Source organism: Pseudomonas sihuiensis, from assembly GCF_900106015.1.
GTDB lineage: Bacteria > Pseudomonadota > Gammaproteobacteria > Pseudomonadales > Pseudomonadaceae > Aquipseudomonas > Aquipseudomonas sihuiensis.
Genome location: NZ_LT629797.1, coordinates 3137127 through 3161153, shown reverse-complemented (window position 1 = coordinate 3161153; position 24027 = coordinate 3137127). Strand labels below are relative to the sequence as shown.

At 63.8% G+C, this 24027-nt stretch carries 25 protein-coding genes; 16 read left to right on the top strand and 9 right to left on the bottom strand.

The window, feature by feature from the left end:
• Positions 1-22 precede the first annotated feature (22 nt).
• A complete protein-coding gene (locus tag BLT86_RS14915) occupies positions 23-1933 on the top strand; it encodes a sensor histidine kinase (protein WP_269458103.1) in 1911 nt (636 codons plus the stop codon).
• A 136-nt stretch (positions 1934-2069) separates the two neighbouring features.
• Positions 2070-2711, top strand: coding sequence for a response regulator transcription factor (locus tag BLT86_RS14910; RefSeq protein ID WP_092377740.1), 642 nt, complete (start codon positions 2070-2072; stop codon positions 2709-2711).
• A 1-nt stretch (position 2712) separates the two neighbouring features.
• Here the strand turns inward: BLT86_RS14910 and BLT86_RS14905 are convergent, their stop codons facing one another.
• The 5 genes from BLT86_RS14905 to BLT86_RS14885 all read right to left on the bottom strand — a co-directional run bounded on the left by BLT86_RS14905 (position 2713) and on the right by BLT86_RS14885 (position 6676).
• Positions 2713-3324, bottom strand: a complete 612-nt coding sequence (locus tag BLT86_RS14905; RefSeq protein ID WP_092377738.1) for a class I SAM-dependent methyltransferase — start codon at positions 3322-3324, stop codon at positions 2713-2715.
• Positions 3325-3327: 3 nt separating this feature from the next.
• Positions 3328-3672, bottom strand: a complete 345-nt coding sequence (locus tag BLT86_RS14900) for a DUF5629 family protein (protein WP_092377735.1) — start codon at positions 3670-3672, stop codon at positions 3328-3330.
• 16 nt (positions 3673-3688) lie between these two features.
• Entirely contained in the window at positions 3689-4330 is a 642-nt protein-coding gene (locus BLT86_RS14895) for an oxidoreductase (RefSeq protein WP_017675518.1), read from the bottom strand.
• A gap of 30 nt (positions 4331-4360) precedes the next feature.
• Positions 4361-6085, bottom strand: a complete 1725-nt coding sequence (locus BLT86_RS14890; protein WP_092377732.1) for a C13 family peptidase — start codon at positions 6083-6085, stop codon at positions 4361-4363.
• A gap of 135 nt (positions 6086-6220) precedes the next feature.
• The gene (locus BLT86_RS14885) at positions 6221-6676 is read right to left on the bottom strand and encodes a MaoC family dehydratase (RefSeq protein ID WP_017675516.1); all 456 of its coding nucleotides are present in this window, start codon (positions 6674-6676) and stop codon (positions 6221-6223) included.
• A 402-nt stretch (positions 6677-7078) separates the two neighbouring features.
• On the opposite strand from BLT86_RS14885, the gene BLT86_RS14880 reads away from it, so the two are divergent.
• The 3 genes from BLT86_RS14880 to BLT86_RS14870 all read left to right on the top strand — a co-directional run bounded on the left by BLT86_RS14880 (position 7079) and on the right by BLT86_RS14870 (position 8801).
• Complete coding sequence (locus tag BLT86_RS14880) at positions 7079-7438, top strand: CidA/LrgA family protein (protein ID WP_003463039.1); 360 nt, start codon at positions 7079-7081, stop codon at positions 7436-7438.
• The gene (locus BLT86_RS14875; protein ID WP_021489500.1) at positions 7435-8151 is read left to right on the top strand and encodes an LrgB family protein; all 717 of its coding nucleotides are present in this window, start codon (positions 7435-7437) and stop codon (positions 8149-8151) included. Before BLT86_RS14880 ends, BLT86_RS14875 begins: the two co-directional genes overlap by 4 nt.
• A 62-nt stretch (positions 8152-8213) precedes the next feature.
• Positions 8214-8801 carry an LON peptidase substrate-binding domain-containing protein gene (locus BLT86_RS14870; RefSeq protein WP_092377730.1) on the top strand — a complete coding sequence of 196 codons (588 nt, stop codon included), beginning with the start codon at positions 8214-8216 and terminating at the stop codon, positions 8799-8801.
• A 54-nt stretch (positions 8802-8855) separates the two neighbouring features.
• Here BLT86_RS14870 and BLT86_RS14865 read toward each other — a convergent pair whose 3' ends face one another.
• Entirely contained in the window at positions 8856-10172 is a 1317-nt protein-coding gene (locus BLT86_RS14865) for a bifunctional DedA family/phosphatase PAP2 family protein (protein ID WP_045736241.1), read from the bottom strand.
• Entirely contained in the window at positions 10169-10888 is a 720-nt protein-coding gene (locus BLT86_RS14860) for a DNA-3-methyladenine glycosylase (protein ID WP_092377727.1), read from the bottom strand. The genes BLT86_RS14865 and BLT86_RS14860 overlap by 4 nt, the downstream gene beginning before the upstream one ends.
• Positions 10889-11136: 248 nt before the next feature.
• Between BLT86_RS14860 and BLT86_RS14855 the strand changes: the two genes are divergently transcribed.
• From BLT86_RS14855 to lipB, 11 genes are all read left to right on the top strand, one after another.
• A complete protein-coding gene (locus tag BLT86_RS14855; protein WP_092377724.1) occupies positions 11137-12402 on the top strand; it encodes a glutamate-5-semialdehyde dehydrogenase in 1266 nt (421 codons plus the stop codon).
• Positions 12403-13062, top strand: a complete 660-nt coding sequence (gene nadD / locus BLT86_RS14850; protein WP_021489495.1) for a nicotinate-nucleotide adenylyltransferase — start codon at positions 12403-12405, stop codon at positions 13060-13062.
• A 66-nt stretch (positions 13063-13128) separates the two neighbouring features.
• Positions 13129-13482 (top strand): ribosome silencing factor, encoded by a 354-nt coding sequence (gene rsfS, locus BLT86_RS14845; RefSeq protein WP_003240193.1) that lies wholly within the window; start codon positions 13129-13131, stop codon positions 13480-13482.
• A gap of 9 nt (positions 13483-13491) precedes the next feature.
• The gene (gene rlmH, locus BLT86_RS14840) at positions 13492-13959 is read left to right on the top strand and encodes a 23S rRNA (pseudouridine(1915)-N(3))-methyltransferase RlmH (protein WP_003240195.1); all 468 of its coding nucleotides are present in this window, start codon (positions 13492-13494) and stop codon (positions 13957-13959) included.
• Positions 13960-13969: 10 nt separating this feature from the next.
• Positions 13970-15862, top strand: a complete 1893-nt coding sequence (gene mrdA, locus BLT86_RS14835; RefSeq protein ID WP_092377721.1) for a penicillin-binding protein 2 — start codon at positions 13970-13972, stop codon at positions 15860-15862.
• Between the two features lie 38 nt (positions 15863-15900).
• Positions 15901-17004 (top strand): rod shape-determining protein RodA, encoded by a 1104-nt coding sequence (gene rodA, locus BLT86_RS14830; protein WP_175354167.1) that lies wholly within the window; start codon positions 15901-15903, stop codon positions 17002-17004.
• An 18-nt stretch (positions 17005-17022) separates the two neighbouring features.
• On the top strand, positions 17023-18033 hold the full coding sequence (gene mltB, locus BLT86_RS14825) for a lytic murein transglycosylase B (protein ID WP_092377718.1): 1011 nt from the start codon (positions 17023-17025) through the stop codon (positions 18031-18033).
• Positions 18030-19031 carry a septal ring lytic transglycosylase RlpA family protein gene (locus BLT86_RS14820; RefSeq protein ID WP_092377715.1) on the top strand — a complete coding sequence of 334 codons (1002 nt, stop codon included), beginning with the start codon at positions 18030-18032 and terminating at the stop codon, positions 19029-19031. Before mltB ends, BLT86_RS14820 begins: the two co-directional genes overlap by 4 nt.
• 111 nt (positions 19032-19142) lie before the next feature.
• A complete protein-coding gene (locus BLT86_RS14815; protein ID WP_055987276.1) occupies positions 19143-20303 on the top strand; it encodes a D-alanyl-D-alanine carboxypeptidase family protein in 1161 nt (386 codons plus the stop codon).
• 190 nt (positions 20304-20493) lie between these two features.
• Positions 20494-20772, top strand: a complete 279-nt coding sequence (locus tag BLT86_RS14810; RefSeq protein ID WP_092377711.1) for a DUF493 domain-containing protein — start codon at positions 20494-20496, stop codon at positions 20770-20772.
• 5 nt (positions 20773-20777) lie between these two features.
• Positions 20778-21395, top strand: a complete 618-nt coding sequence (gene lipB / locus BLT86_RS14805; RefSeq protein WP_031306662.1) for a lipoyl(octanoyl) transferase LipB — start codon at positions 20778-20780, stop codon at positions 21393-21395.
• Positions 21396-21467: 72 nt separating this feature from the next.
• Here lipB and lipA read toward each other — a convergent pair whose 3' ends face one another.
• The gene (lipA, locus tag BLT86_RS14800) at positions 21468-22520 is read right to left on the bottom strand and encodes a lipoyl synthase (RefSeq protein ID WP_017675502.1); all 1053 of its coding nucleotides are present in this window, start codon (positions 22518-22520) and stop codon (positions 21468-21470) included.
• 202 nt (positions 22521-22722) lie between these two features.
• Positions 22723-23988 carry a lytic murein transglycosylase gene (locus tag BLT86_RS14795; RefSeq protein ID WP_092377708.1) on the bottom strand — a complete coding sequence of 422 codons (1266 nt, stop codon included), beginning with the start codon at positions 23986-23988 and terminating at the stop codon, positions 22723-22725.
• Between the last annotated feature and the right edge of the window lie 39 nt (positions 23989-24027).

Genomic DNA, 24027 nt, shown 5'->3' with positions numbered 1-24027 from the left:
GGTTTTATAGAATAATTACTATATGAATCTGTCGAGCGATCAGGCGGCCGTGCCGCTGCAGGCCTGGCTGCGCATCCAGCGCGAAGCGCCGTCCCTCCACGCGCGAGCGGCGGCCCTGCGCCGCGCCGTACTCGGCTGCCCACAGGTGCGCCAGGCCTGGTACCTGACCTGGCAGCCGGCCAGCCGCACCTATGCCCAGGACGACGGTGGCCCGCGCCTGCCGCCGGGCCAGGGCGATCCGCTGGCCGCCAGCGATCAGACTCTGTTCGAGGCGCTGACGACGCAGCCCTGCCTTAGCCTGGAAGCAGTGCGTCAGCTGCCCTGCTGGCTGGCCGGGCGACTGCGCCGCGCTGCGATTCATCATGGTCAGGCCCTGGCGCTGAGCCTGGAGGAGGGTGGTGCCGGCCTGTTGTTGCTGCAGGTGGACGAAGATGCCGGCCTGGAGTGGTTGCCCTGGCTGCGCGAGCTGCTGGCGCAACTGATCGCGCTGGCCGGTGGCATGGCGCGTAGCGCGCCGCTGCTGTCGGCCGATCCGCAGCCGGCGTTGCTGCTCGATGCGCGTGCACGGCCGCTGGAGTTCAACCAGGCTTTGCAAGAACTGCTCGGCGAGCGCCCGCTGGCCCAGGTCGGTGAACTGCTGCCGGTCAATCATCTGCCGCTGGTGCGCGCCTGCTTGCAGCAGTCGCGCGCCATCGAGGCGGTGGAGGCGCAGGACGGCGAGCGCATCCTGATCTGGAGCTTCATTCCCGATGTGGCAGAGCAGCGGGTGCTGGCGCGCTGCCGCGAGGCGACCCAGGAAATCCGCGAGCAGCGCGAGGCCGCTCGGGCACGGCGGCTGTACCGGCTGATCACCGAGAACACCACCGATCTGATCTCCCGCCACACCCCGGACGGCGTGTTCCTCGACGCCACGCCTGCAAGCTGGACGTTGCTAGGCTATTGGCCGGAAGAACTGCGCGGCTTGGCGGTCGACGGCCTGCTGCATCCGCAGGACCAGTTGCAGCAGGCCAAGCAGGCGCGCGAGGCGCTGGAGCAGGACGGCTACCACACCATGAGCTATCGCATTCGTCATCGCGACGGCCATTACCTGTGGTTCGAGACCGCCAGCCGCGCCATTCGCGAGACCTACACCGGCGCGGTGGTCGAGGTGGTCAGCGTCTCGCGCGACATCACCGCGCGCATCCAGGCCGAGGAGAACAAGCGCCGCCTGGAGGACGAGCTGGCGCACACCACGCGGCTGATCACCCTGGGCGAGCTGGCCTCGGGCATCGCCCACGAGATCAACCAGCCGCTGGCGGCGGTGGTCAACTACGCCAGCGCCAGCCAGCGCTACCTGCAGGGCGTCGGCGGCGATCAGGCCGCTGTCGACAAGGTGGCCCAGGGCCTGGCGCGCATCACTGAACATGCCAACCACGCCTCGGCAGTGATCAAGCGCCTGCGCGCCTTCCTGCGCAAGGGCCAGCGGCGCATGCAGGCGCTCAATCTGGCCGAGGTGGCGCGCGAGGCCGTGCGTCTGTGCAACTGGGAGGCGGGCGCGGCACAGGTAGCGGTCAGCGACGCCTTGCCGGACAATCTGCCGCCGGTATTCGCCGACCGAGTGTTGCTCGAACAGGTGCTGCTGAACTTGTTGCGCAACGCCATCGAGGCCAACCGCGATCAGCATCCGGGCAGCGCATCGCAGATTCGTCTGGAGGCCGGCGAGCGCGACGGCAGCCTGATGATCCGGGTGATCGACCAGGGGGCGGGCGTCAGCGAGGAGCAACTGGGCAAACTGTTCACGCCCTTTTACACCAGCAAGGCTGATGGCCTGGGGCTTGGCCTGTCCATGAGCCGCAGCATCGTCGAAGGTTTTGGTGGGTCGCTGGAGGCATTGCCGGCCGAGGGCGGCGGGTTGTGCCTGGAGTGTCGTTTGCCGTTGGGCAGAGAGGATTAGGTTGATCTGTAGGAGCCGGCTTGCCGGCGATCAGGGCTCGTGGCGCGACGCGAATCGGCGGACTGTTCGCTGGCGCTCCTGAGTCCGCCCTACGAGCGGCCAAGTCACTGATAACAACAAGAGGAGCAGCACAGGGATGCAACAACTGGTTTACGTGGTCGATGACGACCAGGGCATGCTCGACTCGACCCTCTGGCTGCTGGAGTCGGTAGGCCTAAAGGGCGTGCCGTTCACCAGCGGCCGCGCCTTTCTCGAGGCCTGCGACCCGGCGGCCAATGCCTGCGTGCTGCTCGATGTGCGTATGCCGGGCATGGGCGGGCTCAATGTGCAGGAGGAGATGCGCGCGCGCGGTATCGACTTGCCGATCATTTTCGTCAGCGGTCACGCCGACGTGCCCATCGTCGTGCGCGCGTTCAAGGCCGGCGCGGTGGATTTCATCGAGAAGCCCTACAACGAGCAACTGCTGCTCGACAGCGTGCAGCAGGCGCTGGAGCGCCGTAAGCCTGTAACCCGGCGTGATCCGCGTCTGGCCGAGGTACAGGCACGGCTTGATCAACTCACCCCGCGTGAGCGTGACGTGCTGTTGCCATTGGTGCGCGGCTACACCAACCGTGAAGTCGCCGAGCAGCTGGATATCAGCGTGAAAACCGTCGACCTCTATCGCTCACGGGTGATGAAGCGCATGCAGGCCGAGACGCTGGCCGAGCTGGTGGGTATGGCCATCGCCGCCGGTCTGGTCGATCCGCTGGCGCTGCGTTCCGGCGCGGTAAGCTGCTAAGTCAGTCGGCCCAACCTCGATAGACGTGGGTCATCGGCCGTGGCCCTTTGAGGTAGCCGGTTTCCAGTTGGCGGATATGAAAACCGCCGGCCTCGATCAGTGCGGGTATGTCGCGATCCAGATGGCAGCCGCCGGCCAGCGGTTTCCACAGCGGCGTCAGGCGCTTTTGCCAGCGCACCACCGGCAGATCCGGCGCCAGACCGTGTTCGCAGAACAGCAGACGCCCGCCAGGCTTGAGTACGCGGCGCATTTCGCGCAGGGCGGCGATGGCATCAGGGATGGTGCACAGGGTGAAGGTGCAGACGATGTCATCGAAGCTGGCATCCGCCGCCTGAATCTGCCCCAGCTCCAGGGCGATCATTTCCACCGGCACCTGGCAGCGTGCGGCGCGGTCGCGGGCCAGAGCCTGCATTTCCGCGGACGGGTCGACGCCAACCACCACCTCGACCCGCTGTGGGTCGTAGAAACTCAGGTTGAGTCCGCTGCCGATGCCGATTTCCAGCACGCGACCGCGCGCCTGTGGCACGAGTTGCGAGCGCGCCTTCATCACCGCGCCCATGCCGCAGGCGAAATCGATCAGGTGCGGCAGGATATGGCGGTCATAGAGGCCCATGGTTCAGGCTTCGTCTTGCTCGTCGTCGCCGTCATCGTTGTCGCCGCGATAGGCGGCAAAGCATTTGAGGGTATGACTGACTTCGCTGCCTTCGATCAACCAACTGTCGTCCGCTTCGCTATAGCGCGCAGCCTGTACCGAAGCCAGGGAGAACTTCCACAGGCGGCGCTCGCGACCATCGATGCAGTGCACCTGCAGCAGCGGTTTGGCGGCGCTGTCGCTGCCCGCCGAGCCGGCGCTGATCTGTGCCAGCAGTTCGGTGTCGAGGTCGAACTGCCAGGCATACAGGCTGTCGATCTCCAGCATGTCGGCGTCTTGCAGGGCCTCGATCAGGCTTGTCGGTTTCATCGCTTCATCCACGGCATCAGCGCCCCAGCCGGCGCAGGTCGGAAGACTCTATCACGCGCACGCCGTCTCCCTCTTCCAGGGCCAGGCGCCACAGGGCGCGGGCCAGGGCGCAGGCGTCGATGCCGCGGTACTTGCCCGGGAGCCAGCGCAGCAACGGGGCGGCGAGGCGCTCACCGAGACGAAACTCATGGCGCGCGCCGAGCAGCAGCGACGGGCGGGCGATGGTCAGTTGCGGCCAGTCCATGGCTTTCAGCGCCTCTTCGGTCTCGCCTTTGATGCGGTTGTAGAACACCTTTGAGCCGGGGTCGGCACCGAGGGCGCTGATCACCACCAGATGCCGTGCGCCCAGCTCGCGAGCGCGACGAGCGAAGGCCAGTACCAGGTCATGATCGACGGCACGGAAGGCTTCCTGCGAGCCGGCCTGCTTGATGGTGCTGCCCAGGCAGCAGAAAGCGGTATCGACCTGGCCGGACAACTGCGGCAGCAGCGCTTGCAGGTCGCCCACCGGGTTTTCCAGATGCGGGTGGGCGGCCAGGGGGCGGCGGGTAGGCGCCAGCACGCGGGCAACCGTCGGCTCGCTGAGCAGGCGGTCGAGCAGGTGTTCACCGGTAAGCCCGGTGGCGCCAGCGAGAAGGATGTGCTGTGGGGTCAGGTACATGCGGTTGTCTCTTGTCCGTTACAGTTCAGCTTAGTCCTTTGCCGGACCGCTGGCCACGGCACCGAGCGCGCGCTCGGCCTGGCTTTGGCGTAGTTCGCGCCAGTGCTGGAGTACGCCGCGGGGCGCCCAGATCTGCGGTTCGGAAGGTTCGAAGCCGTCGCTCTGCTCACGCTCGGCGACGCGTTCCTTGGTCAGCTCGAAGGCCCGCTCGAGGTTGTCGGTTTCGCCCAGCGCCTCGGCGAACAGGGCGCGACCGAAGTAGGTGAAGTCGTTCTCTTCACTGCAACCGAAGGACACCCGGTCGGCACGTGCGGCGGTCATCACCAGGGTCTTTTCGTCTTTCAGCGGCGGGATGAATCCGCCGGAATAGCAGGCGGAGATCACCACCACCTTGTTGCGCTGCTTGAGTGGAGCGAGCAGGGCAGCCAGCTCGCTGGCGGGCAGGTCGGCCAGTTGCAGGCGCGGCTGGTCGAGATTGAGCTCGTGACGGCGCGAGCCGTGGCTGGTCAGATAGATGAAGATCAGGTCTTCTTCGCCACTGCGTTCGGCCAGCGCCTGCACCACGCGGGTGAGATTCTCGCGGGTGGCCAGTGGGCGGTCGGCAAGATGGTCGCGGTGGTTGATCAGGCTGATGCTGCCATGGGCGCCGAAGCGCTCGCGCATCAGCCGGCTGACGTAGTCGGCTTCGCGCATGAATACGCTTTGCTTGCCGTCGCCGGCCAGGGTCAGTGCATACAGCTCGCGCGCCGGGGTTGAGGCTGGAATCGCGGCGATGGCTTCATCGAGCAGGTGCCCTTGTTGCAGCAGACCCAGCTCGAGGCTGTCGGGCAGCACCTGACCCTGTGCGTCACGTACCAGGCGGCCGCGTTGCCAGGTGCCGGACTGACGGCTGCCATCGGCCAGGGTCAGGGTGCCCACGCCACTGTAATCACCGCCTGAGAAATGGCCGCGGTAGGCGCTGCCATCGGGCAGGGTGAGCAGGCCTTCGCCTTCGTACTGCCAGTCGGCGAATTCGCCGAGGTAGCGGATGCCGGCGCCGTCGGTATATTCACCGGGGCCCTGCATCACGCCTTCTACGAATTCGCCGGCCCAGGTCTCGCCGCCAGCGCTCTGGTAGCGACCTTTGCCATGAAACTCGTCGTTCTTGAAACCGCCGCTGTAGTTGTCGCCATCGGCGTTCTGGTAACTGCCCTGGCCGCTGAGCAGCCCTTGGGCGAACACGCCGCTGTACTGGTTGCCGTAGGCGTCGCTGCGCACGCCCTGGCCCTCTGGTTGACCGTTAACGAACTGGCCCTGGAAGCTGCTGCCGTCGGCCATCTCCAGTTTGCCCAGGCCATGGAAGCGGTCGTTGAGAAATTCACCCTGGTAGCGCTGGCCGCCCTGTTCGAGCAGGCCGACGCCGCTGAAGCGATTGCGTTCGAAACCGCCCTGGTAGCGACTGCCATCGCTGTAGGTCAGGGTACCCTGGCCATGGAACATGCCTTCGTGGAAGTCGCCCAGATAGTGCTCACCCCCCGGGCCTTGCCATTCGCCGCTGCCTTCGAGCATGCCGTCCTTGAACTGACCAACGAACCAGCTGCCATTGCGGTAGTCCAGGCGCCCCGGCCCCTGCAACAGACCCTCGACTATCTTGCCGCGATACTGGCCACCATCTGGCAGGGTGGCATTGGCCGGCAGCAGCGGGCGTGCTTCGTCGCAACCGGCAAGCAGCAGAGACAGGCAAAGAGGCAGCAAGCGCATGGCAAGGGGATTCATGAGGGACGTCCAGGTCGGTGCTTTGTCCGCAGTATGCCGCAAGCCTGGACGCTTGCGTTGCCGAGTCGCACGCTTTGCTGATGTGAGAACGCTCCCGTTCCGGCGGATGACACCGGAAACGGGAACAGGCAGGGGTCAGACGAAACAGAGGGTCAAGGGTTCGGCAATATAGGCCGGCTTCTCCTGGCCTTCGATCTCCAGTACGGCGCGGGCCTTGAGCAGCCACTGGCCGGGATTCTTCTCGCTGGCGTCGGTCAGGGTGACCACCAGGCGCACCTTGGAGTCGACCTTGACCGGCTGGATGAAACGCACGCTGTCGAGACCGTAGTTCACCGCCATCTTCAGGCCCTGCGGCATGATCATGATCTTTTCCATCAGCATCGGCACCAGCGATAACGACAGGAAACCGTGGGCGATGGTGGTGCCGAAGGGGGTCAGCTTGGCCTTTTCCGGGTCGACATGGATGAACTGATGGTCGCCGGTGCACTCGGCGAACTGATTGATGCGCTGCTGGTCGATGGTCAGCCACTCGGACTTGCCAAGTTCCTTGCCAACATAGTCCTTGAGCTCTGCTACGGGTACGAACGGCATAGTTCCTCCTTGAGGACGCGGGTGTTTTTCTTGTGTGCGTGAAACCGTTGCGGCCTAGATCATCACGGGGCCGGCAGCGGGTCAAGCCTGCCTTGGCGTAATGAATGACGCGGCATAGGCCAGCCTGACGAAGCAATACAGAGGCCAGCGCGCCTATAATGGCTGACATGCCTCAATAGATGCCCGGAATCCCCTCTAGTAGGCCGCTGAAAAACTACCTGTGTTGTCATTGCTGCGTTAAAAACAGGCTCAAAATTCTCATTTACAGCTCGTAAACTCCGCTTTTTCGCCTGTTTTTGCGGGGCCGCCACCGGTATTGCACTGACTGCCTCGCCTACGTTTTTCAGCGGCCTACTCGCGAGCGGAAATACGGCCATCGCTCGTCTTCTGGAGACCTCAAACATGCTGCTTCGCGGCCTTTCCTGGCTGGTGCTGTGCCAGTTGCTGGGTACCGTTCTCAACGTCCTGCTGTTACCGATGTTGCCAGGGCCGATCATCGGCATGCTGCTGTTGTTCGTTTTTCTCATGCTGCGCGGCGAGGTGGGCGAGCCGCTGAGCGTTGCGTCCAGCAGCCTGCTCAAATACCTGCCGCTGATTCTGGTGCCGCCCGCCGTGGGCGTGATGGCCTATGCCAGCGATATCGCCGCCGATTTCTGGGCCGTGGTCGGCGCGCTGGTGCTGTCGCTGCTGGTATCGCTGGCCTTCGCCGGCTGGCTGATGCAGAAACTGATCGAGCGCCAGCAGCGCCGGGAGGATGTATGAGTCCCGATTGGCAGAACGCCTGGCAGGCGCTGACCCATCACCCGCTGTTTGGCATCGGCATCACCCTGGGCGCCTATCAGTTGGCCATGGCCGCCTACGAGCGCACCCGCTGGGTGTTCCTGCAGCCGGTGTTGGTGTCGATGCTCACGGTTATTGGCATCCTGCTGCTGTGCGGTCTGAGTTTTGCCGAATACCGGAGCAGCGTTGCAGCGCTGACCCTGCTGCTCGGCCCGGCCACCGTGGCCCTGGCGGTGCCGCTGTATCTCAACCTGCGGCGGATTCGTCAGCTGTTCTGGCCGATCATCCTGACCTTGCTGGTTGCTGGTACCTTCGCCACCGTTCTTGGGGCGGGGCTGGCCTGGTTGTTCGGTGCCGAGCGGCTGATGCTGATGAGCATGGCGCCCAAGTCGGTGACTTCGCCGATCGCCATGCTGGTGGCTGATCAGATCGGCGGTATCGCGGCGCTGGCGGCGGTGTTCGTGATGATCACCGGGGTTATCGGCGCTATCGTCGGGCCGTCCATTCTGCGTCTGTGCAGGGTTCATCATCCGGCAGCGCAGGGCATGGCGCTGGGCATCACCGCGCATGCCGTGGGTACGGCGCGAGCGCTGCAGGAGAGCGATGAGTGCGGTGCCTTCGCGGCATTGGCGATGAGTCTGATGGGGGTGATTACCGCCGTGCTGTTGCCTCTGGCGATTGTCCTGTTGCTGTGAGAGCCTCCCCCGATGATCACTGATGCCCTGGTACCCCTGCATTGATAACAGGCTGTTAAACCATGAATCTGCCGCTGTTCCCGCTCAATACCGTACTGTTTCCCGGTTGCGTACTCGACCTGCAGATATTCGAGGCGCGCTACCTGGACATGATCAGCCGCTGCATGAAACAGGGCAGTGGTTTCGGTGTGGTGTGCATCGTCGAGGGCGCTGAAGTGGGCGCAGCTGCCAGTAGTTTTGCAGCCATTGGCTGCGAGGCCCTGGTGCGCGACTTTCAGCAGCGTACCAACGGCTTGCTGGGTATTCGCGTCGAAGGTGGGCGGCGTTTTCGTGTCGAGCGCGCCCAGGTTCTGCCTGACCAGCTGACCGTCGCCGAGGTGCAGTGGCTTGATGAACAGCCAGACAGCCCGCTACAGGCCGAGCACGCCGATCTGGCCGCCCTGCACGCTGCCCTGGCCGAGCATCCGCTGGTGGCGGGGCTGGCCATGGAAGGCGTGGTCGCCGGTCAGCAGCAACTGGCCAATCAGCTGGCCTATCTGTTGCCACTGGAGCCGGCGCAGAAACTGCAGCTGCTACAACTGGATGACCCGGAACTGCGCCTGAGCCAGTTGCAGGCCATGGTGGAGCACCTGCAGGGCGATGCCTCATAGGGGGGGGCGCCGTACACCCCTCGATGCGTGAGTGACCCGGCGACGCTCCAGGCTTCAATAGCTGTAGCGTAACTGAGTCGCCGACAGCTCCCAGGTGACCATGGCGCAAAACAGCGCAGCGCAGGCCGGAATCACCAACCACCACACCTTCGCCGGCAACGGCTGCATCGGCGCTGCGCGCTGAATCAGGGCCAGGCTGAGCGCACAACTGGTCGCCGCCACCAGGGCACCGGCGATGATGTCGCTGGGCCAGTGCACCCCCAGGTACACCCGCGACAGGGCGATGGTCAGGGCTGGCAGGCTCGCCACCAGCAGCCAAGTCAGGCGTGTGCGCGCCGCGCTGCCACGACCGGCCAGCACACCCAGGGCCAGGAAGAAGGCGAATGCCGCAGAGCTGTGTCCGCTCGGCAGGCTGTAGCTTTCCAGCGGCTGCAGCAGGACATCCGGGCGTGAACGGGCCAGTAGGTTCTTCAGCACCGTGGTTGCGGTGGAGGCGAGCAACAGGGCGCCAGCGACGAACAGTCCGGCCTGCCACCGACGTGCGGCGAACAGCAGCGCCACCAGCAGGACGCCGGTGGCGAACTGGATATGGAAGTCTCCGAAGCGCGTGATAAACACCGCGATGGGATCGAAGGCGGTGCTGCGCTCGTCCTGCACCAGCGTCATCAGGCCCTGGTCGAGGCTGTCCAGGCGCGGGAAGCCGATCAGCATGGCGGCCAGGGCGATGGCGCCGAGCAGTGCGGCCAGGCTGGCGGCCCAGCGCCGTTCACGCAGGCTGGCCTGCATGATCAGCAGCAACATCACCGCCAGGACTGCGCTGACGATGCCGGCCGCACCCCAGAAACCTTCTGGTAGCGGCAGGCGCAAGGCGGCGCCGGTGGCCCAGCCGGGCAGCATGTAGGCCACTGCCCAGCCGGCGGCAGCCAGCAGGCTGACCAGGGCGAAGCGCACGGCCGGCATGTCCAGCATACCGGCGACCAATGGCAGCATCGGCCGCAGCGGGCCGATGTAGCGGCCGACCAGCAGGCTGATCACGCCATAGCGCTGGAAGTAGTTCTCTGCGCCGGTCAACCATTCGGGATGGTCGCGCAGCACCGGCAGGCGCCGGATGCCCTGGTGGAAGCGGCGACCCAGCCCGTAGGAAATCGCGTCGCCGAGCAGGCCGCCGGTATAGGCGAGCAGCAGAGTCTGCCACAGCTCCAGGGCGCCATTGCCGGCCAACACGGCGAGGGTGAAAAGCACCACGGTGCCAGGGATGACGATGCCGGCCACTGCCAGGCACTCCAGGCAGGCGACCAGGAAAATGGCCAATGCCAGCCAGTGCGGGCTGCCTTGCAGCCAGGTGGTCATGCTGTCGAACCATTGCATCATGGTCGGGTAGGCTCCAGCGTGTGTAGTTGATAGTCGCGTCCTTCGACCTGTCCACGGCGCAAAGGGTTGCGCGTGCAGTGGCGGGCATAGCGGGCGTCGACGAAACGGTAGGGCAGGTGCTCGTCGCGGCCCTTGGGAATGCCCAGGCGCGCGCACTGGATGATCGCGTGCGGTCGTTCGTCGACATCCTCGACGAACAGCTGTTGTGGGTCGAAGCGGCGCGCATCCCAGTTCGGTACTTTCAGGCCCAGCGCTTTGCACAGCAGTGTCTGCCCGGCGCACAAACGTTCGGGGGCGCGGGGCTGGCCGAGGCTGCCTGGGTTGTTGCGTTGCATCGCCGCCAGGGCATCGGGGCCGCTGATGGCGTCGACCCAGGGATGCGCGGACTTGATCAGCACCGCGTTACCTGGCCCATGAGCACTGAAGTTCAGCGAATCGCCGCCGCGCGCGTAGTACATGTAGATATGCCCGCCATCGGCGAACAGTGCCTTGCGCTTCTCGGTGTAGCCGAGCGATGCGTGGCTGCCCTTGTCGACCAGGTAATAGGCCTCGGTCTCGATGATCCGTGCACTCAGCCACAGCGTGCCGACGCGATGGCGGATGACCTTGCCGAGCAACTCGCGGGCCAGCAACTGTGCATCGCGATCGAAGAAGGTATCGGGCAATGCCCTGGCGCCGGGCCAGGGCAAACTGAGTGTGGGTTCGGCAGGCTTCATCTGTCGTAAGGGGGGGGCTAGGTCTCGCGCGGCGAGCATAACAACAAGAAGCTTAAAAATGCCTGAACGTTCCAGCACCCTTGGTGCCGATGTTTGCCCATCGGTGCGCTACCCCGGTTAGGTCCGGCGTTGCCCAGCATTCATCACCTGGCGGACGAGCTGCCTACCGCTTGCCAGACGCCGCTGGGCGTGGCCTTGCGAGCCCGCTATAATCAGCCCCTTTTTCCAACTGCCAGACCTCCGCCGCCATGACCGAGTCCGTGCACGACTACATGACCCGCCTGGGCCAGGCCGCCCGCCAGGCCTCCAGGGTGCTCGCCCGTGCCAGCACCGCGCAGAAGAATCGCGCGCTGCAGGCCGCTGCCAATGCCCTCGACGCCGCTCGCGCCGAGCTGACCGCCGCCAACGAACTGGACCTGGCAGCCGCCCGCGCCAGCGGTCTGGAGCCGGCCATGGTCGATCGCCTGGCGCTGACGCCGAAGGTGATCGACAGCATGATCGAAGGCCTGCGCCAGGTGGCGACCTTGCCTGACCCGATCGGCGAGATTCAGGGTATGCGCTACCTGCCGTCCGGTATCCAGGTCGGCAAGATGCGTGTGCCGCTGGGCGTGATCGGCATCATCTACGAGTCGCGGCCGAACGTGACCATCGATGCGGCCAGCCTGTGCCTGAAGTCCGGCAACGCCACCATCCTGCGTGGCGGCTCCGAGGCCATTCATTCCAACCAGGCGATTGCCCGCTGCATCCAGCAGGGCCTGGCCGAAGCCGATCTGCCGGCAGCTGCCGTGCAGGTGGTGGAAACCACCGACCGCGCGGCTGTCGGTGAGCTGATCGCCATGCCGGAGTTCGTCGACGTGATCGTGCCGCGCGGTGGCAAGGGCCTGATCGAGCGCATCAGTCGCGACGCCAAGGTGCCGGTGATCAAGCACCTGGATGGCGTCTGCCACGTTTATATCGATATCGCTGCCGACCTCGACAAGGCCATTCGCGTTGCCGACAACGCCAAGACCCAGCGTTATTCGCCGTGCAACGCCATGGAAACCCTGCTGGTGCACCAGGCTATCGCCGCGCGTGTGCTGCCGCCGTTGGCCGCGATCTACCGCGATAAGGGCGTGGAGCTGCGTGGCGATGCCGCGACCCGCGAACTGCTCGGCAGCGATGTGCTGGAAGCGAGCGAGGACGACTGGTTCGCCGAGTATAACGCGCCGATCCTGGCGATTCGCATCGTCGACTCGCTGGATGCGGCCATCGAGCACATCAACCACTACGGCTCGCAGCACACCGATTCGATCATCACCGAGAACTTCAGCGATGCTCGGCGCTTCCTCACCGAGGTGGATTCCGCTTCGGTGATGGTCAATGCCTCGACCCGCTTTGCCGATGGTTTCGAGTACGGCCTGGGCGCGGAGATCGGTATCTCCACCGACAAGCTGCACGCCCGTGGCCCGGTTGGCCTGGAGGGGCTGACCAGCGAGAAGTACGTGGTCTTTGGCGATGGACACATTCGCACATAAATGAAACGGATCGGCGCCCGACGCATCGGCCTGCTCGGCGGTACCTTCAACCCGGTGCACATCGGGCATCTGCGTGCCGCACTGGAAGTGGCCGAGTTCATGGCGCTGGACCAACTGCGGCTGATTCCCAGCGCCAGGCCGCCGCATCGCGACACGCCGCAGGCAACAGCCGAGCAACGCTTGGCCATGGTTCAGCTGGCGGTGGCCGGCGAGCCGCGGCTGACGGTCGATGACCGCGAGCTGCGCCGTGACAAACCGTCTTATACGGTGGACACGCTGGAGTCTGTGCGCGCCGAGTTGGCAGCGGACGATCAGCTGTTTCTGCTGCTCGGCTGGGACGCTTTCTGCGGCTTGCCGAGTTGGCATCGCTGGCAGGAACTGCTTGAGCATTGCCACCTGTTGGTGCTGCAACGGCCGGATGCCGACAGCGAAGCGCCGGAGGCGCTGCGCGATCTGCTGGCCGCGCGCAGTGTCAGCGACCCGCTGAGCCTGCAGGGTGCTGGCGGGCAAATCAGTTTCATCTGGCAGACTCCGCTGGCGATTTCCGCCACGCAGATTCGCCATCTACTGGCAACCGACCGCTCGGCGCGATATCTGCTGCCGGATGCGGTACTGGCCTACATCCAGGCGCACGATCTGTACCGTGCGCCCAATGCTTGAAACGCCGCGCATGTGCGCCGGCGTCCATTACACGAGGCAAATGAGTCATTTATGAGCAAGCAGAACATGCCCAGCGAAGAGCTGGTCAAGATCGCCGTGGCGGCGCTGGAAGAAATCAAGGCGACCGACATCACCGTGATCGACGTCAAGGACAAGACCAGCATCACCGACTTCATGGTGATCGCCAGCGGTAGCTCCAGCCGTCAGGTCAAGTCGCTGGTGGAAAACGTGCTGGAAAAGGTCAAGGAGCAGGGCGTGCGCCCGATCGGTAGCGAAGGTCTGGACAGCGGCGAATGGGCCCTGCTCGACTTGGGCGACATCGTCGTGCACGTGATGCTGCCGACCGCGCGTCAGTTCTATGACCTCGAGCGCCTGTGGCAGGGCGCCGAGCAGAGCCGCGCTCAGCACAGCGCCGAGTAAGCGCAAGCCGTGCGGATCAAACTGATCGCCGTCGGTTCGCGCATGCCGCGCTGGGTCGAGGAGGGCTGGCAGGAGTACGTCAAGCGTCTGCCTGCAGAACTGCCGCTGGAGCTGGTGGAAATTCCCCTCAACACCCGCGGCAAGAATGCCGACGTTGCCCGCCTGATCCGTCAGGAGGGGGAGGCCATGCTGAGCAAGGTGCAGCCCGGCGAACGTATCGTCACGCTGGAGGTCCATGGCAAGCCGTGGAGCACCGAGCAGCTGGCGGCGGAGCTGGAGCGCTGGCGTCTCGATGCGCGCAACGTCAACCTCATGGTCGGTGGCCCGGAAGGGCTGGCGCCGGAGGTCTGTGCGCGCAGCGAACAACGCTGGTCGCTGTCGCCACTGACCCTGCCGCATCCGCTGGTGCGTATTCTGCTCGGCGAGCAGATCTACCGAGCCTGGACCGTGCTGTCCGGCCACCCGTATCACAAGTGATCACCTAGTCATGCCGCAGCCGATTCGCCTCAAGGATCACGAAAAGGACGCTCGCCTGGTCAAGCGCCGGGTGCTCGTCGGCGGGGTGGTGATCATCCTGCTGACGTGCGTGCTGATCATGCGCATGTACTACCTGCAGGTCGTGCAGTACGAGCATCACAGCACCCTGGCGGAAAACAATCGCATCCACGTGCAGCCGCTGCCGCCGACCCGTGGGCTGATCTTCGACCGCAATGGGGTGATCATCGCCGACAACCGTCCCAGCTTCAGCCTGACCGTAACCCGCGAGCGCGCCGGTGACTGGTTGAGCGTGCTCGATACGGTAGTCGAGGTGCTCGAGCTTTCCGAGGATGAGCGCGTGCTGTTCGAGCGCCGCGTGCGCCAGGGGCGGCGTCCGTTCGAGCCGGTACCGATCCTGTTCGAGCTGTCCGAAGAGCAGATCGCTCGTATTGCGGTCAACCAGTTCCGCCTGCCGGGCGTCGAGGTCGCCGCGCAGCTGGTGCGGCATTACCCGCAGCAGGAACACTTCGCTCATTCGGTCGGCTACGTCGGGCGCATCAACGAGCAGGAGCTCAAGCGTCTGGATCCGACCGATTACGCCGGTACCCACCATATTGGCAAGACCGGTATCGAGCGTTTCTACGAGGACGAGTTGCACGGCGAAGTCGGCTACGAAGAGGTCGAGACCAATGCGCGTGGTCGCGTGCTGCGGGTGCTCAAGCGCGTCGATCCGAAACCGGGCAAGGACATCGTGCTCAGCCTCGATGTACAGCTGCAGGAGGCGGCCGAGAACGCCCTGGGTGGTCGACGTGGAGCAGTGGTGGCTATCGACCCGAATAATGGTGAAGTGCTGGCGATGGTCAGTCAGCCCAGCTTCGACCCCAATCCCTTCGTCACCGGTATCAGCTTCAAGGCCTATGGCGAGCTGCGCGACTCCATCGATCAGCCGCTGTATAACCGGGTGCTGCGCGGCCTCTATCCACCAGGCTCGACCATCAAACCGATGGTTGCTGTGGCCGGTCTCGATGCAGGGGTGGTCACTCCCACTTCGCGGGTGTTCGACCCCGGTTTCTATCAGTTGCCCAATCACAGCCACAAATACCGTAACTGGAACCGCACCGGTGACGGCTGGGTCGATCTCAACCTGGCCATCGCCCGCTCCAATGACACCTATTTCTATGATCTGGCGCACAAGATGGGCGTTGATCGCATGCACGATTACATGAGCCGCTTCGGCCTCGGGCAGCGCGTGGCGCTGGACATGTTCGAGGAAACCGCCGGCCTGATGCCTTCGCGTGACTGGAAGCGGGCACGTTATCGTCAGCCCTGGTACCCGGGCGAGACGCTGATTCTCGGCATTGGCCAGGGCTACATGCAGACCACGCCGCTGCAGTTGGCGCAGGCCACCGTGCTGATGGCCACGCGCGGCAAGTGGATTCGTCCGCACCTGGCCAAGAGCGTCGACGGCCGCCTGCCTGCTGACCCCAATCCGATGCCCGATATCGTCCTGCGTGATCCGAAATTCTGGGATTACGGCATTCACGGCATGGAAGAGGTATTGCACGGCCCTCGCGGTACCGCGCGCAAGGTCGGTGACAGTTCGGTCTACCGCATCGCGGGCAAGAGCGGTACGGCGCAGGTGGTGGCGATCAAGCAGGGTGAGAAGTACGACCGCAACAAGGTGCAGGAGCGCCATCGTGACCACGCCCTGTTCATTGGTTTTGCGCCGGCGCAGAAGCCGCAGATCGCCGTAGCGGTCATGGTGGAAAACGGCGAGTCAGGCTCTGGCGTCGCCGCCCCGGTGGTCAAGCAGGTGATGGACGCCTGGCTGCTGGATAAAGAGACCGGTCAGCTCAAAGCCGAATTCGCCTTGCCCCAGACTGCCGAGGTCAGCCAGCGATGATCAGCAATTTCGACCGCACCCTGTCCGACGAGGACGTACTGCGTCGTCGCGCCAGTCTGTTGCAGCGCATGCATATCGATGGCTGGTTGCTGTTGCTGCTGCTGATTCTGGGCACTGGCAGTCTGTTCATTCTTTATTCGGCCAGTGGCAAGAACGTCGACCTGCTGCTCAAGCAAGCCTCGTCTTTCGGCATAGGCATGCTCGCGGTGGTGGTGATCGCCCAGTTCGACCCGCGCTTTATGGCGCGCTGGGTGCCTCTGGCCTATCTGGCGGGTGTCGCCTTGCTGATAGTGGTGGAGGTGATGGGCCACACCGCGATGGGGGCGACACGCTGGATCAATATTCCCGGGGTGATCCGTTTCCAGCCTTCGGAGCTGATGAAGATCATCATGCCGATGACCATTGCCTGGTACCTGTCACGGTATAACCTGCCGCCACGCTTCAAGCACATTGTCATCAGCCTGGCGATGATCGGTATTCCCTTCGTGCTGATCGTCAAACAGCCGGACCTGGGGACTTCGCTGCTGATTCTCGCCTCGGGCGCCTTCGTGGTGTTCATGGCTGGCCTGCAGTGGCGCTGGATCATTGGTGCCGCCGCCGCTGTGGTACCGATTGCGGTGGGCATGTGGTACTTCGTCATGCATGACTACCAGAAGCGCCGTGTGTTGACCTTCCTCAACCCGGAGAGCGATCCGCTGGGGTCGGGTTGGAACATCATCCAGTCCAAGGCGGCCATCGGTTCTGGTGGTGTATTGGGCAAGGGCTGGTTACTGGGTACCCAGTCGCACCTGGATTTTTTGCCGGAAAGCCATACGGACTTTATCATTGCCGTGCTCGCGGAGGAGTTCGGCCTGGTCGGCGTCTGTCTGTTGTTGCTGCTCTATCTGCTGCTGCTGGCGCGTGGCCTGGTGATTACCGCCCAGGCGCAGACGTTGTTCGGCAAGCTGCTGGCCGGGGCGCTGACCATGACCTTCTTCGTCTACGTATTCGTCAACATCGGCATGGTCAGCGGGCTGCTGCCGGTGGTTGGGGTGCCGCTGCCCTTCATTAGTTATGGCGGAACCCATCTGGTCACGCTGTTGTCAGGCTTCGGGATATTGATGGCGATCCACACCCACAGAAAGTGGATCGCTCAGGTTTGATTTGGGGGTTTTTAGTTAATGCATTCTCTGCGTAGTTGGGCTGCTCGTACGCTCATTGGAGTCGGTATCGCCGGCGCGCTTGGTACTGGTGCACAGGCGCTGGCGGCCGATTACGACGGCTCGCCGCAGGTGGCCGAGTTCGTCGAGGAAATGACCCGCGACTATGGCTTCGCCAGCGAGCAACTGGTCAGCCTGTTCGCCGAGGTTGAGCGCAAGCAGGCGATTCTCGATGCCATCTCGCGCCCGGCAGAGAAGGTCAAGCCCTGGAAGGACTACCGGCCGATCTTCATCACCGACAAGCGTATCGCTCACGGCGTGGAATTCTGGAAAAACAACCAGGCTGCACTGGAGAAGGCCGAAGCCGAGTACGGTGTGCCGCCGCAATTCATCGTCGCCATCATCGGCGTGGAAACCTTCTATGGCGGCAACACCGGCAGTTGGCGGGTGATGGACGCCCTGTCGACCCTGGCCTTCGATTATCCGCCGCGTGCGCCGTTCTTCCGCAAGGAGCTGCGCGAATTTCTGCTGCTTACCCGTGAGGAACAGGTCGATCCGATCACCCTCAAGGGGTCTTATGCTGGCGCCATGGGCTTGCCACAGTTCATGCCGAGCAGTTTCCGTGCTTACGCCGTGGACTTCGATGGCGACGGCCATATCAACATCTGGAGCAACCCGACCGATGCCATCGGCAGTGTTGCCAGCTATTTCAAGCGCCACGGCTGGCAGGCCGGCGGTCAGGTCGCCAGTCGCGTCGAGGCCAGTGGTACTCGCGTCGACGAAGGCCTGACGCAGGGGCTGGATCCGGTAAAGAGCGTCGCCGAGCTGCGCGCGCTGGGCTGGCAGAGCCAGGACAAGCTGGCCGAAGATCTGCCGGTCACCGCGTTTCGTCTGGAAGGTGCGCAAGGCGATGAATACTGGTTCGGTTTGCCCAACTTCTACACCATCACCCGCTACAATCGCAGCGTGATGTATGCCATGGCGGTCAACCAACTGGCCGAACTGCTGGTCGAAGCGCGGGGTAATCGATGAGTGCGTCCAAACTGCTGCCGCTGGCAGCCTGCGTAACTGCAGCGCTGTTGCTGGCGAGCTGTTCTTCCAAGCGAGCACCGCAGCCTGCGGTGGTGCCCGGTCCGTCGGCTGGTATTTCCGGCCCGGATGATTTCAATCGACCGCACAAGGATGGCGCGCCCTGGTGGGATGTCGACGTGTCGAAGATTCAGGACGCCATCCCCATGCCCCATTACGGGCCGGTCAAGGCCAGCCCCTATGTGGTGTTCGGCAAACAGTACTACCCTATTCAGGATGCCCGTCGCTACCAGGCGGTCGGTCCGGCTTCCTGGTATGGCACCAAGTTTCATGGCCAGGCCACGGCCAACGGCGAGACCTACGACCTGTACGGCATGACCGCAGCACACAAGACGCTGCCGCTGCCCAGCTACGTACGGGTGACCAACCTGGAAAACGACAAGGTGGTGATCCTGCGGGTCAACGACCGTGGGCCGTTCTACTCCGACCGTATCATCGATCTGTCCTTTGCCGCGGCCAAAAAGCTCGGTTTCGCTGAAAAAGGCACTGCGCGGGTCAAGGTCGAAGGCATCGACCCGCATGAGTGGTGGGCGCAGCAGGGCCGTCCGGTGCCGCTGGTACTGGCTAACAATCAACCGGCCAAGGCTGCCGTTGCCCAGCCTGTCGCGCAGCCTGTCGAGCACTATTCGCCGCCGCCGACGCAGCACGCCGCTGCGGTGGTGCCGGTGCAGATCGACGCAAAAAAAAACGATTTACTCGCAGTCTCTGGCCTGTTTCTCCAGGTGGGAGCCTTCGCCAATCCGGACGCTGCGGAGCTGCTCAAGTCCAAGCTGAGCCAGACCAGCAGTGTGCCGGTGTTCATCAGCTCAGTGGTGCGCGACCAGCAGATACTGCACCGCGTCCGCATGGGGCCGATCAGCAATCAGGGAGAAGCTGAGCAGCTGCAGAGCAGCGTGCGCCTGGCCAATCTGGGGCAGCCCACGCTGGTACGTGCCGACTGATGGCAACTTAACCGGCGTTTGCCGGACTAAATCCGAGGCTCGCCGTTCGCGGCGAGCTGTCCGATGACCCACCTGGGTCGCTAAACCCAAGCAAGAAATCTCGAGAGACGGATGAACATCACCAGCTTCGCGCAACGTGCCTTCCTTTTCCTGGGCCTGCTGAGCGCTCCGCTCGCCTGGTCCAGCCAGCAAGTGGTCCCCGCGCCCCCGCAATTGGCGGCGACTTCCTATGTCCTGATGGATGCCGCCAGCGGCCAGGTCCTGGTGGAGAGCAACGGCGATCAGCGTCTGCCGCCGGCCAGCCTGACCAAGCTGATGACCGCCTATATCGCGACTCTGGAGATCAACCGGGGCCAGATCAAGGAAAGCGACATGGTCCGCGTCAGCGAAAAGGCCTGGCGCAAGGGCGGCTCGAAGATGTTCATCGAGGTGGGCAAGGAAGTCTCGGTGGATGACCTGCTGCACGGCATCATCATTCAGTCCGGCAACGATGCCAGTATTGCCATCGCCGAGCACATCGCCGGTAGTGAAGATGCCTTCGCCGACATGATGAACACCCATGCCCAGCGTCTTGGCATGAGCAATTCGCACTTCATGAACTCCACCGGCTGGCCGGACCCGGAGCACTACTCCTCGGCCCATGACATGGCCAAACTGGCCCGCGCGATCATCTACGAAGATCAGGCCCACTACGATATCTACAAGCAGAAGGAATTCTTCTGGAACGGCATCAAGCAGCCCAACCGCAATCTGCTGTTGTGGCGCGACAATACGGTCGATGGCCTGAAAACCGGTCACACCGAGGAAGCGGGCTACTGCCTGGTGGCTTCCGCCGTGCGTGACGGCCAGCGTCTGATTGCGGCGGTGTTCGGTACCGTCAGTGAACAGGCCCGTGCTGCCGAAGTGCAGAAGCTGCTGACCTATGGTTTCCGTTTCTTCGAAAGCCGCACCTTCTATCAGAAAGGCGCCGAGCTGGCTCAGGCCACTGTCTGGAAAGGCACTGCGCATCAGGTCAAGGCCGGCCTCGCCGAAGACCTGACCCTGACCATGCCCAAGGGCCAACTGGAAAAACTGCAGGCCAGCATGACCCTCAACCCGCAACTGATCGCACCGATCCAGCAGGGCGATGTGATCGGCAAGGTCGAAGTCAAATTGGGTGACGAGGTGGTGCGCAGCACTGACCTGGTCGCGCTGGAATCGGTTGAAGAGGGCGGCCTGCTGCGTCGTCTGTGGGATAGCATTCGGATGTTCTTCTTCGGCCTGTTCAACTGACAGCCGCCTCTGAAAGCGACCGGCGTTGTCGTCATGGCGTTGAAACAGGCTGCAGCAATGCCCATTTACATGCTGTAAGCCGCGCTTCTTCGCCTGACTGCTCCGTCTGCGCTTTAGAGGCTCACCGATTTAGCCAGCCGCTCCAACCCGGGGCGGCCCTTTCTGGACGGGCCACAAGCCCGCTGATGCCATGACCGATAGCGACGTTCAACCGCCAAAAATCGAATTCCCCTGCGAGCGTTACCCGATCAAGGTTATCGGCACCGCTGGTGAGGGTTTCTCCGACCTGGTGATCGAAGTGATCCAGCGCCACGTTCCCGATCTGGATACCTCCACGCTGGTGATGCGTGACAGTCGCAACGGTAACTTTCTTTCCGTTCAGGTGCTGATCACTGCCACTGGTGTCGAGCAATTGCAGGCGATTCACGTCGACCTGCGTGCCACCGGTCGCGTGCATATGGTGCTGTGATAGCCATGCCCGAGCTTGTCGTCCGTCATCTCGGGCTGGTCGACTACCAGCCTACGCTGGAGGCCATGCGCGAGTTGACCCGTGAGCGCGATGCGCAGACCCCGGACGAAATCTGGTTGCTGCAGCATCCCAAGGTGTTCACTCAGGGCCAGGCTGGCAAGGCCGAGCATGTGCTCGCTGCCGGCGATATTCCGGTGATTCAGGTCGAGCGCGGCGGGCAGGTGACCTATCACGGCCCTGGTCAGCTGGTGGCCTATCTGATGCTCGATCTGCGTCGCCTTGACCTTGGTGTGCGTGAACTGGTCACCGCCATGGAGCAAAGCCTGGTGGAGCTGTTGGCCAGCTATGGCATCGAGGCTGCGCCCAAGGCGGATGCGCCCGGTGTATACGTGGCAGGTGACAAGATCGCCTCGCTGGGGCTGCGCGTCAGCCGTGGCTGCTCCTTCCATGGCCTGGCGCTGAACGTCGATATGGACATGTCGCCTTTCCTGCGCATCAACCCATGTGGCTACGCGGGGCTGAAGATGGTGCAGATGCGTGACCTGCTGCAAGCGCCGCCCGTGTTCGACGAGGTGTCGCGACGTCTGGAACAGGCGCTGCGTGCCCGTCTGGGTTACGCGTAGCCACGCATACTTACTGACAGTAACGAAAAAGGGACGCCGAGGCGTCCCTTTCGTTTTCCCTGAGGATCTGTCTCAGTTCAGATTCAACGCCGGAATCAGGCTGGCGTTGACCTCCTGGCCGGGCACCGGAACCGGAGCGGCGAGACCCAGATTGTTCTTCTCGAACACGCGGTCGGCGCGGTAGCTGGAACGCACCAGCGGGCCAGCGGCGACTTCCATGAAGCCTTTCTCCAGGCCGATGTCGCGCAGGCGGTTGAATTCTTCAGGGCTGACCCAGCGTTGCACCTTGAGGTGGTTGCGCGTGGGTTGCAGGTACTGGCCGAGAGTGAGGATGTCCACGCCGATGGCGCGCAGGTCATCCATGGTCTCGAGGATTTCCTCGTCGGTTTCACCCAGGCCGAGCATCAGGCTGGTCTTGGTCAGTACGTCCGGACGATGCTTCTTGGCGTGCTCGAGCACCTTGAGGGTCTTCTCGTAGCCGGCGCGTGGATCGCGAACCACATAGGTGAGACGTTTGACCGTCTCGACGTTCTGCGCGAAGACTTCGAGACCGGAGTCGACCACGCGCTCGATGGCCTGATGATCGCCATCGAAATCCGGGGTCAGGGCTTCGACCACCACCTGCGGGGTGTTTTCCTTGATCGCTCGCACGCAGGCTGCATAGTGGCCGGCGCCGCCATCTTCGAGGTCGTCACGGTCCACCGAGGTCAGCACGATATAACGCAGGGCCATCAGTTCCACCGACTTGGCAGTGTTCTGCGGCTCTTCCAGGTCAAGCCAGCCATTGGGGTTGCCGGTGTCCACGGCGCAGAAGCGGCAGGCGCGGGTGCACACCGAGCCCATCAGCATGATGGTGGCCGTGCCGTTGGACCAGCATTCGCCCATGTTCGGGCAGTGCGATTCCTGGCAGACGGTACTCAGGCGGTGTTCGCCGACGTTGCGCTTGACCGCCTCGAAACGGCTACCGCCAGGAGCCTTGACCCGCAGCCACTTGGGCTTGGGTTCGAACACCTGGGGTTCGGCCGAGGCGCGGCGCTTCTGACCATCCTTGATCGCGGTGATGCCTTGGGCGGTGCGAAATTTTTCGCCGCTGGCGACGGATTTGGGCGAGGAGGTGTCGGACATCGGAAATCTGGGCTCCGGTAGAGGCTCCGTGGGCAGGTGGCTTTTGGCCGCCGGCCAGTCTATCACAGAAGGTGTATGCAGACGCTGAGGCCGCCTGTCGACAAAACACCGCCAAGGCGTTTTTTGGGGGGGGCGTCGCTGTGACCGCTCGGCAAGGCGCTTGCCGATGATGGCAAGCCCCCCTGAGGTGTCAGTGCTGGATTCAGCGTGTGCGCAGCTGTTGCAGCTGTTGCAGCAGTTGGGTGTTGGGGTAGCCATCGGCTGGCCAGTTCAACTGCAGTTGCAGGGCGCGAATGGCCTTGCGCGTGTTGGCGCCGATGATGCCGTCGGCCGGACCCGGGTCGAAACCGGCCTGGGCCAGCAGCTCCTGCAGCTCGACACGTTCACTACGCCCCAACTGACGCTCACCCCGGGGCCATTGCCCCTTGATTTCGGTGCTGCGTAGCAGGTTGTCGGCGAGCAGGCCGATGGCCAGCGCGTAGGACGTGGAATTGTTGTACTTGAGGATGCTGCGGAAGTTATCCAGCAGCAGGAAGGCCGGGCCTTGGTGCCCGGCAGGCAGCTGCAGGCTGGCGCGCGCGCTGGCGGCTGCGCCGGTCGGTGCCAGTGGGCGCACGCCGAGTTCGGCCCACTCGGTCAGGCTGCGACGCTGGTCCGGGTCTGCCAGGGCATAGTCGAAGTCGCTCGGCAGGCGCACCTCGAAACCCCAGGGCTGGCCGCGCTGCCATCCCGAGGCTTGCAGGTAATGAGCCGCCGAGGCCAAGGCATCGGCCGAGGAGTTCCACAGGTCGCGCTTGCCGTCGCCGTCGAAGTCGACCGCATGCTGGTTGTAGGTGGTGGGCATGAACTGGGTCTGGCCCATGGCGCCGGCCCAGGAACCGATCATGCGATCGCTGGGTACATCGCCGTTCTGCAGGATTTGCAGGGCGGCCAGCAACTGAGCACGCCAGAAGCCCTGGCGGCGACCGTCATAGGCCAGGGTGGCGAGGGAGCGTATTACGCTGTGGCTACCGATATTGTTACCGAAGTTGCTCTCCAGGCCCCAGATGGCCACCAGGATCTGCGCTTCGACGCCATATTGCTGCTCGATACGTTGCAGCATGGTGTTGTGCTGGGCCAGCAATACTCGGCCGCGGCCGATGCGGCTGGAGGAGACGGCACCGTCGAGATATTCCCACACCGGGCGAGTGAACTCGGGCTGACTGCTGTCTGCCTTGAGCACCGCAGGGTCAGGGGTGACGCCAGCGAATACGCGATCGAACAGCGCCGCGTCGATGCCGGTGGCAATCGCTTCGCTACGCATGGCCTGACGCCAGTCGGCGAAACTGGGCAAGGTTGTTTCGGTTGCAGTCTGGACCGCTGCAGGGGCTGTGGCGGTAGGCAGATTTTCCGCCGGGGCCTGGGCGCAGGCCGCCAGCAGCAGAAGAGGAAGCAGAGCCAGGACGCGACGAGGAAGCTGGTGTGGCATGTCTATCTCAGGACGTTTAAGCAGGCGCTTACCTTAGCA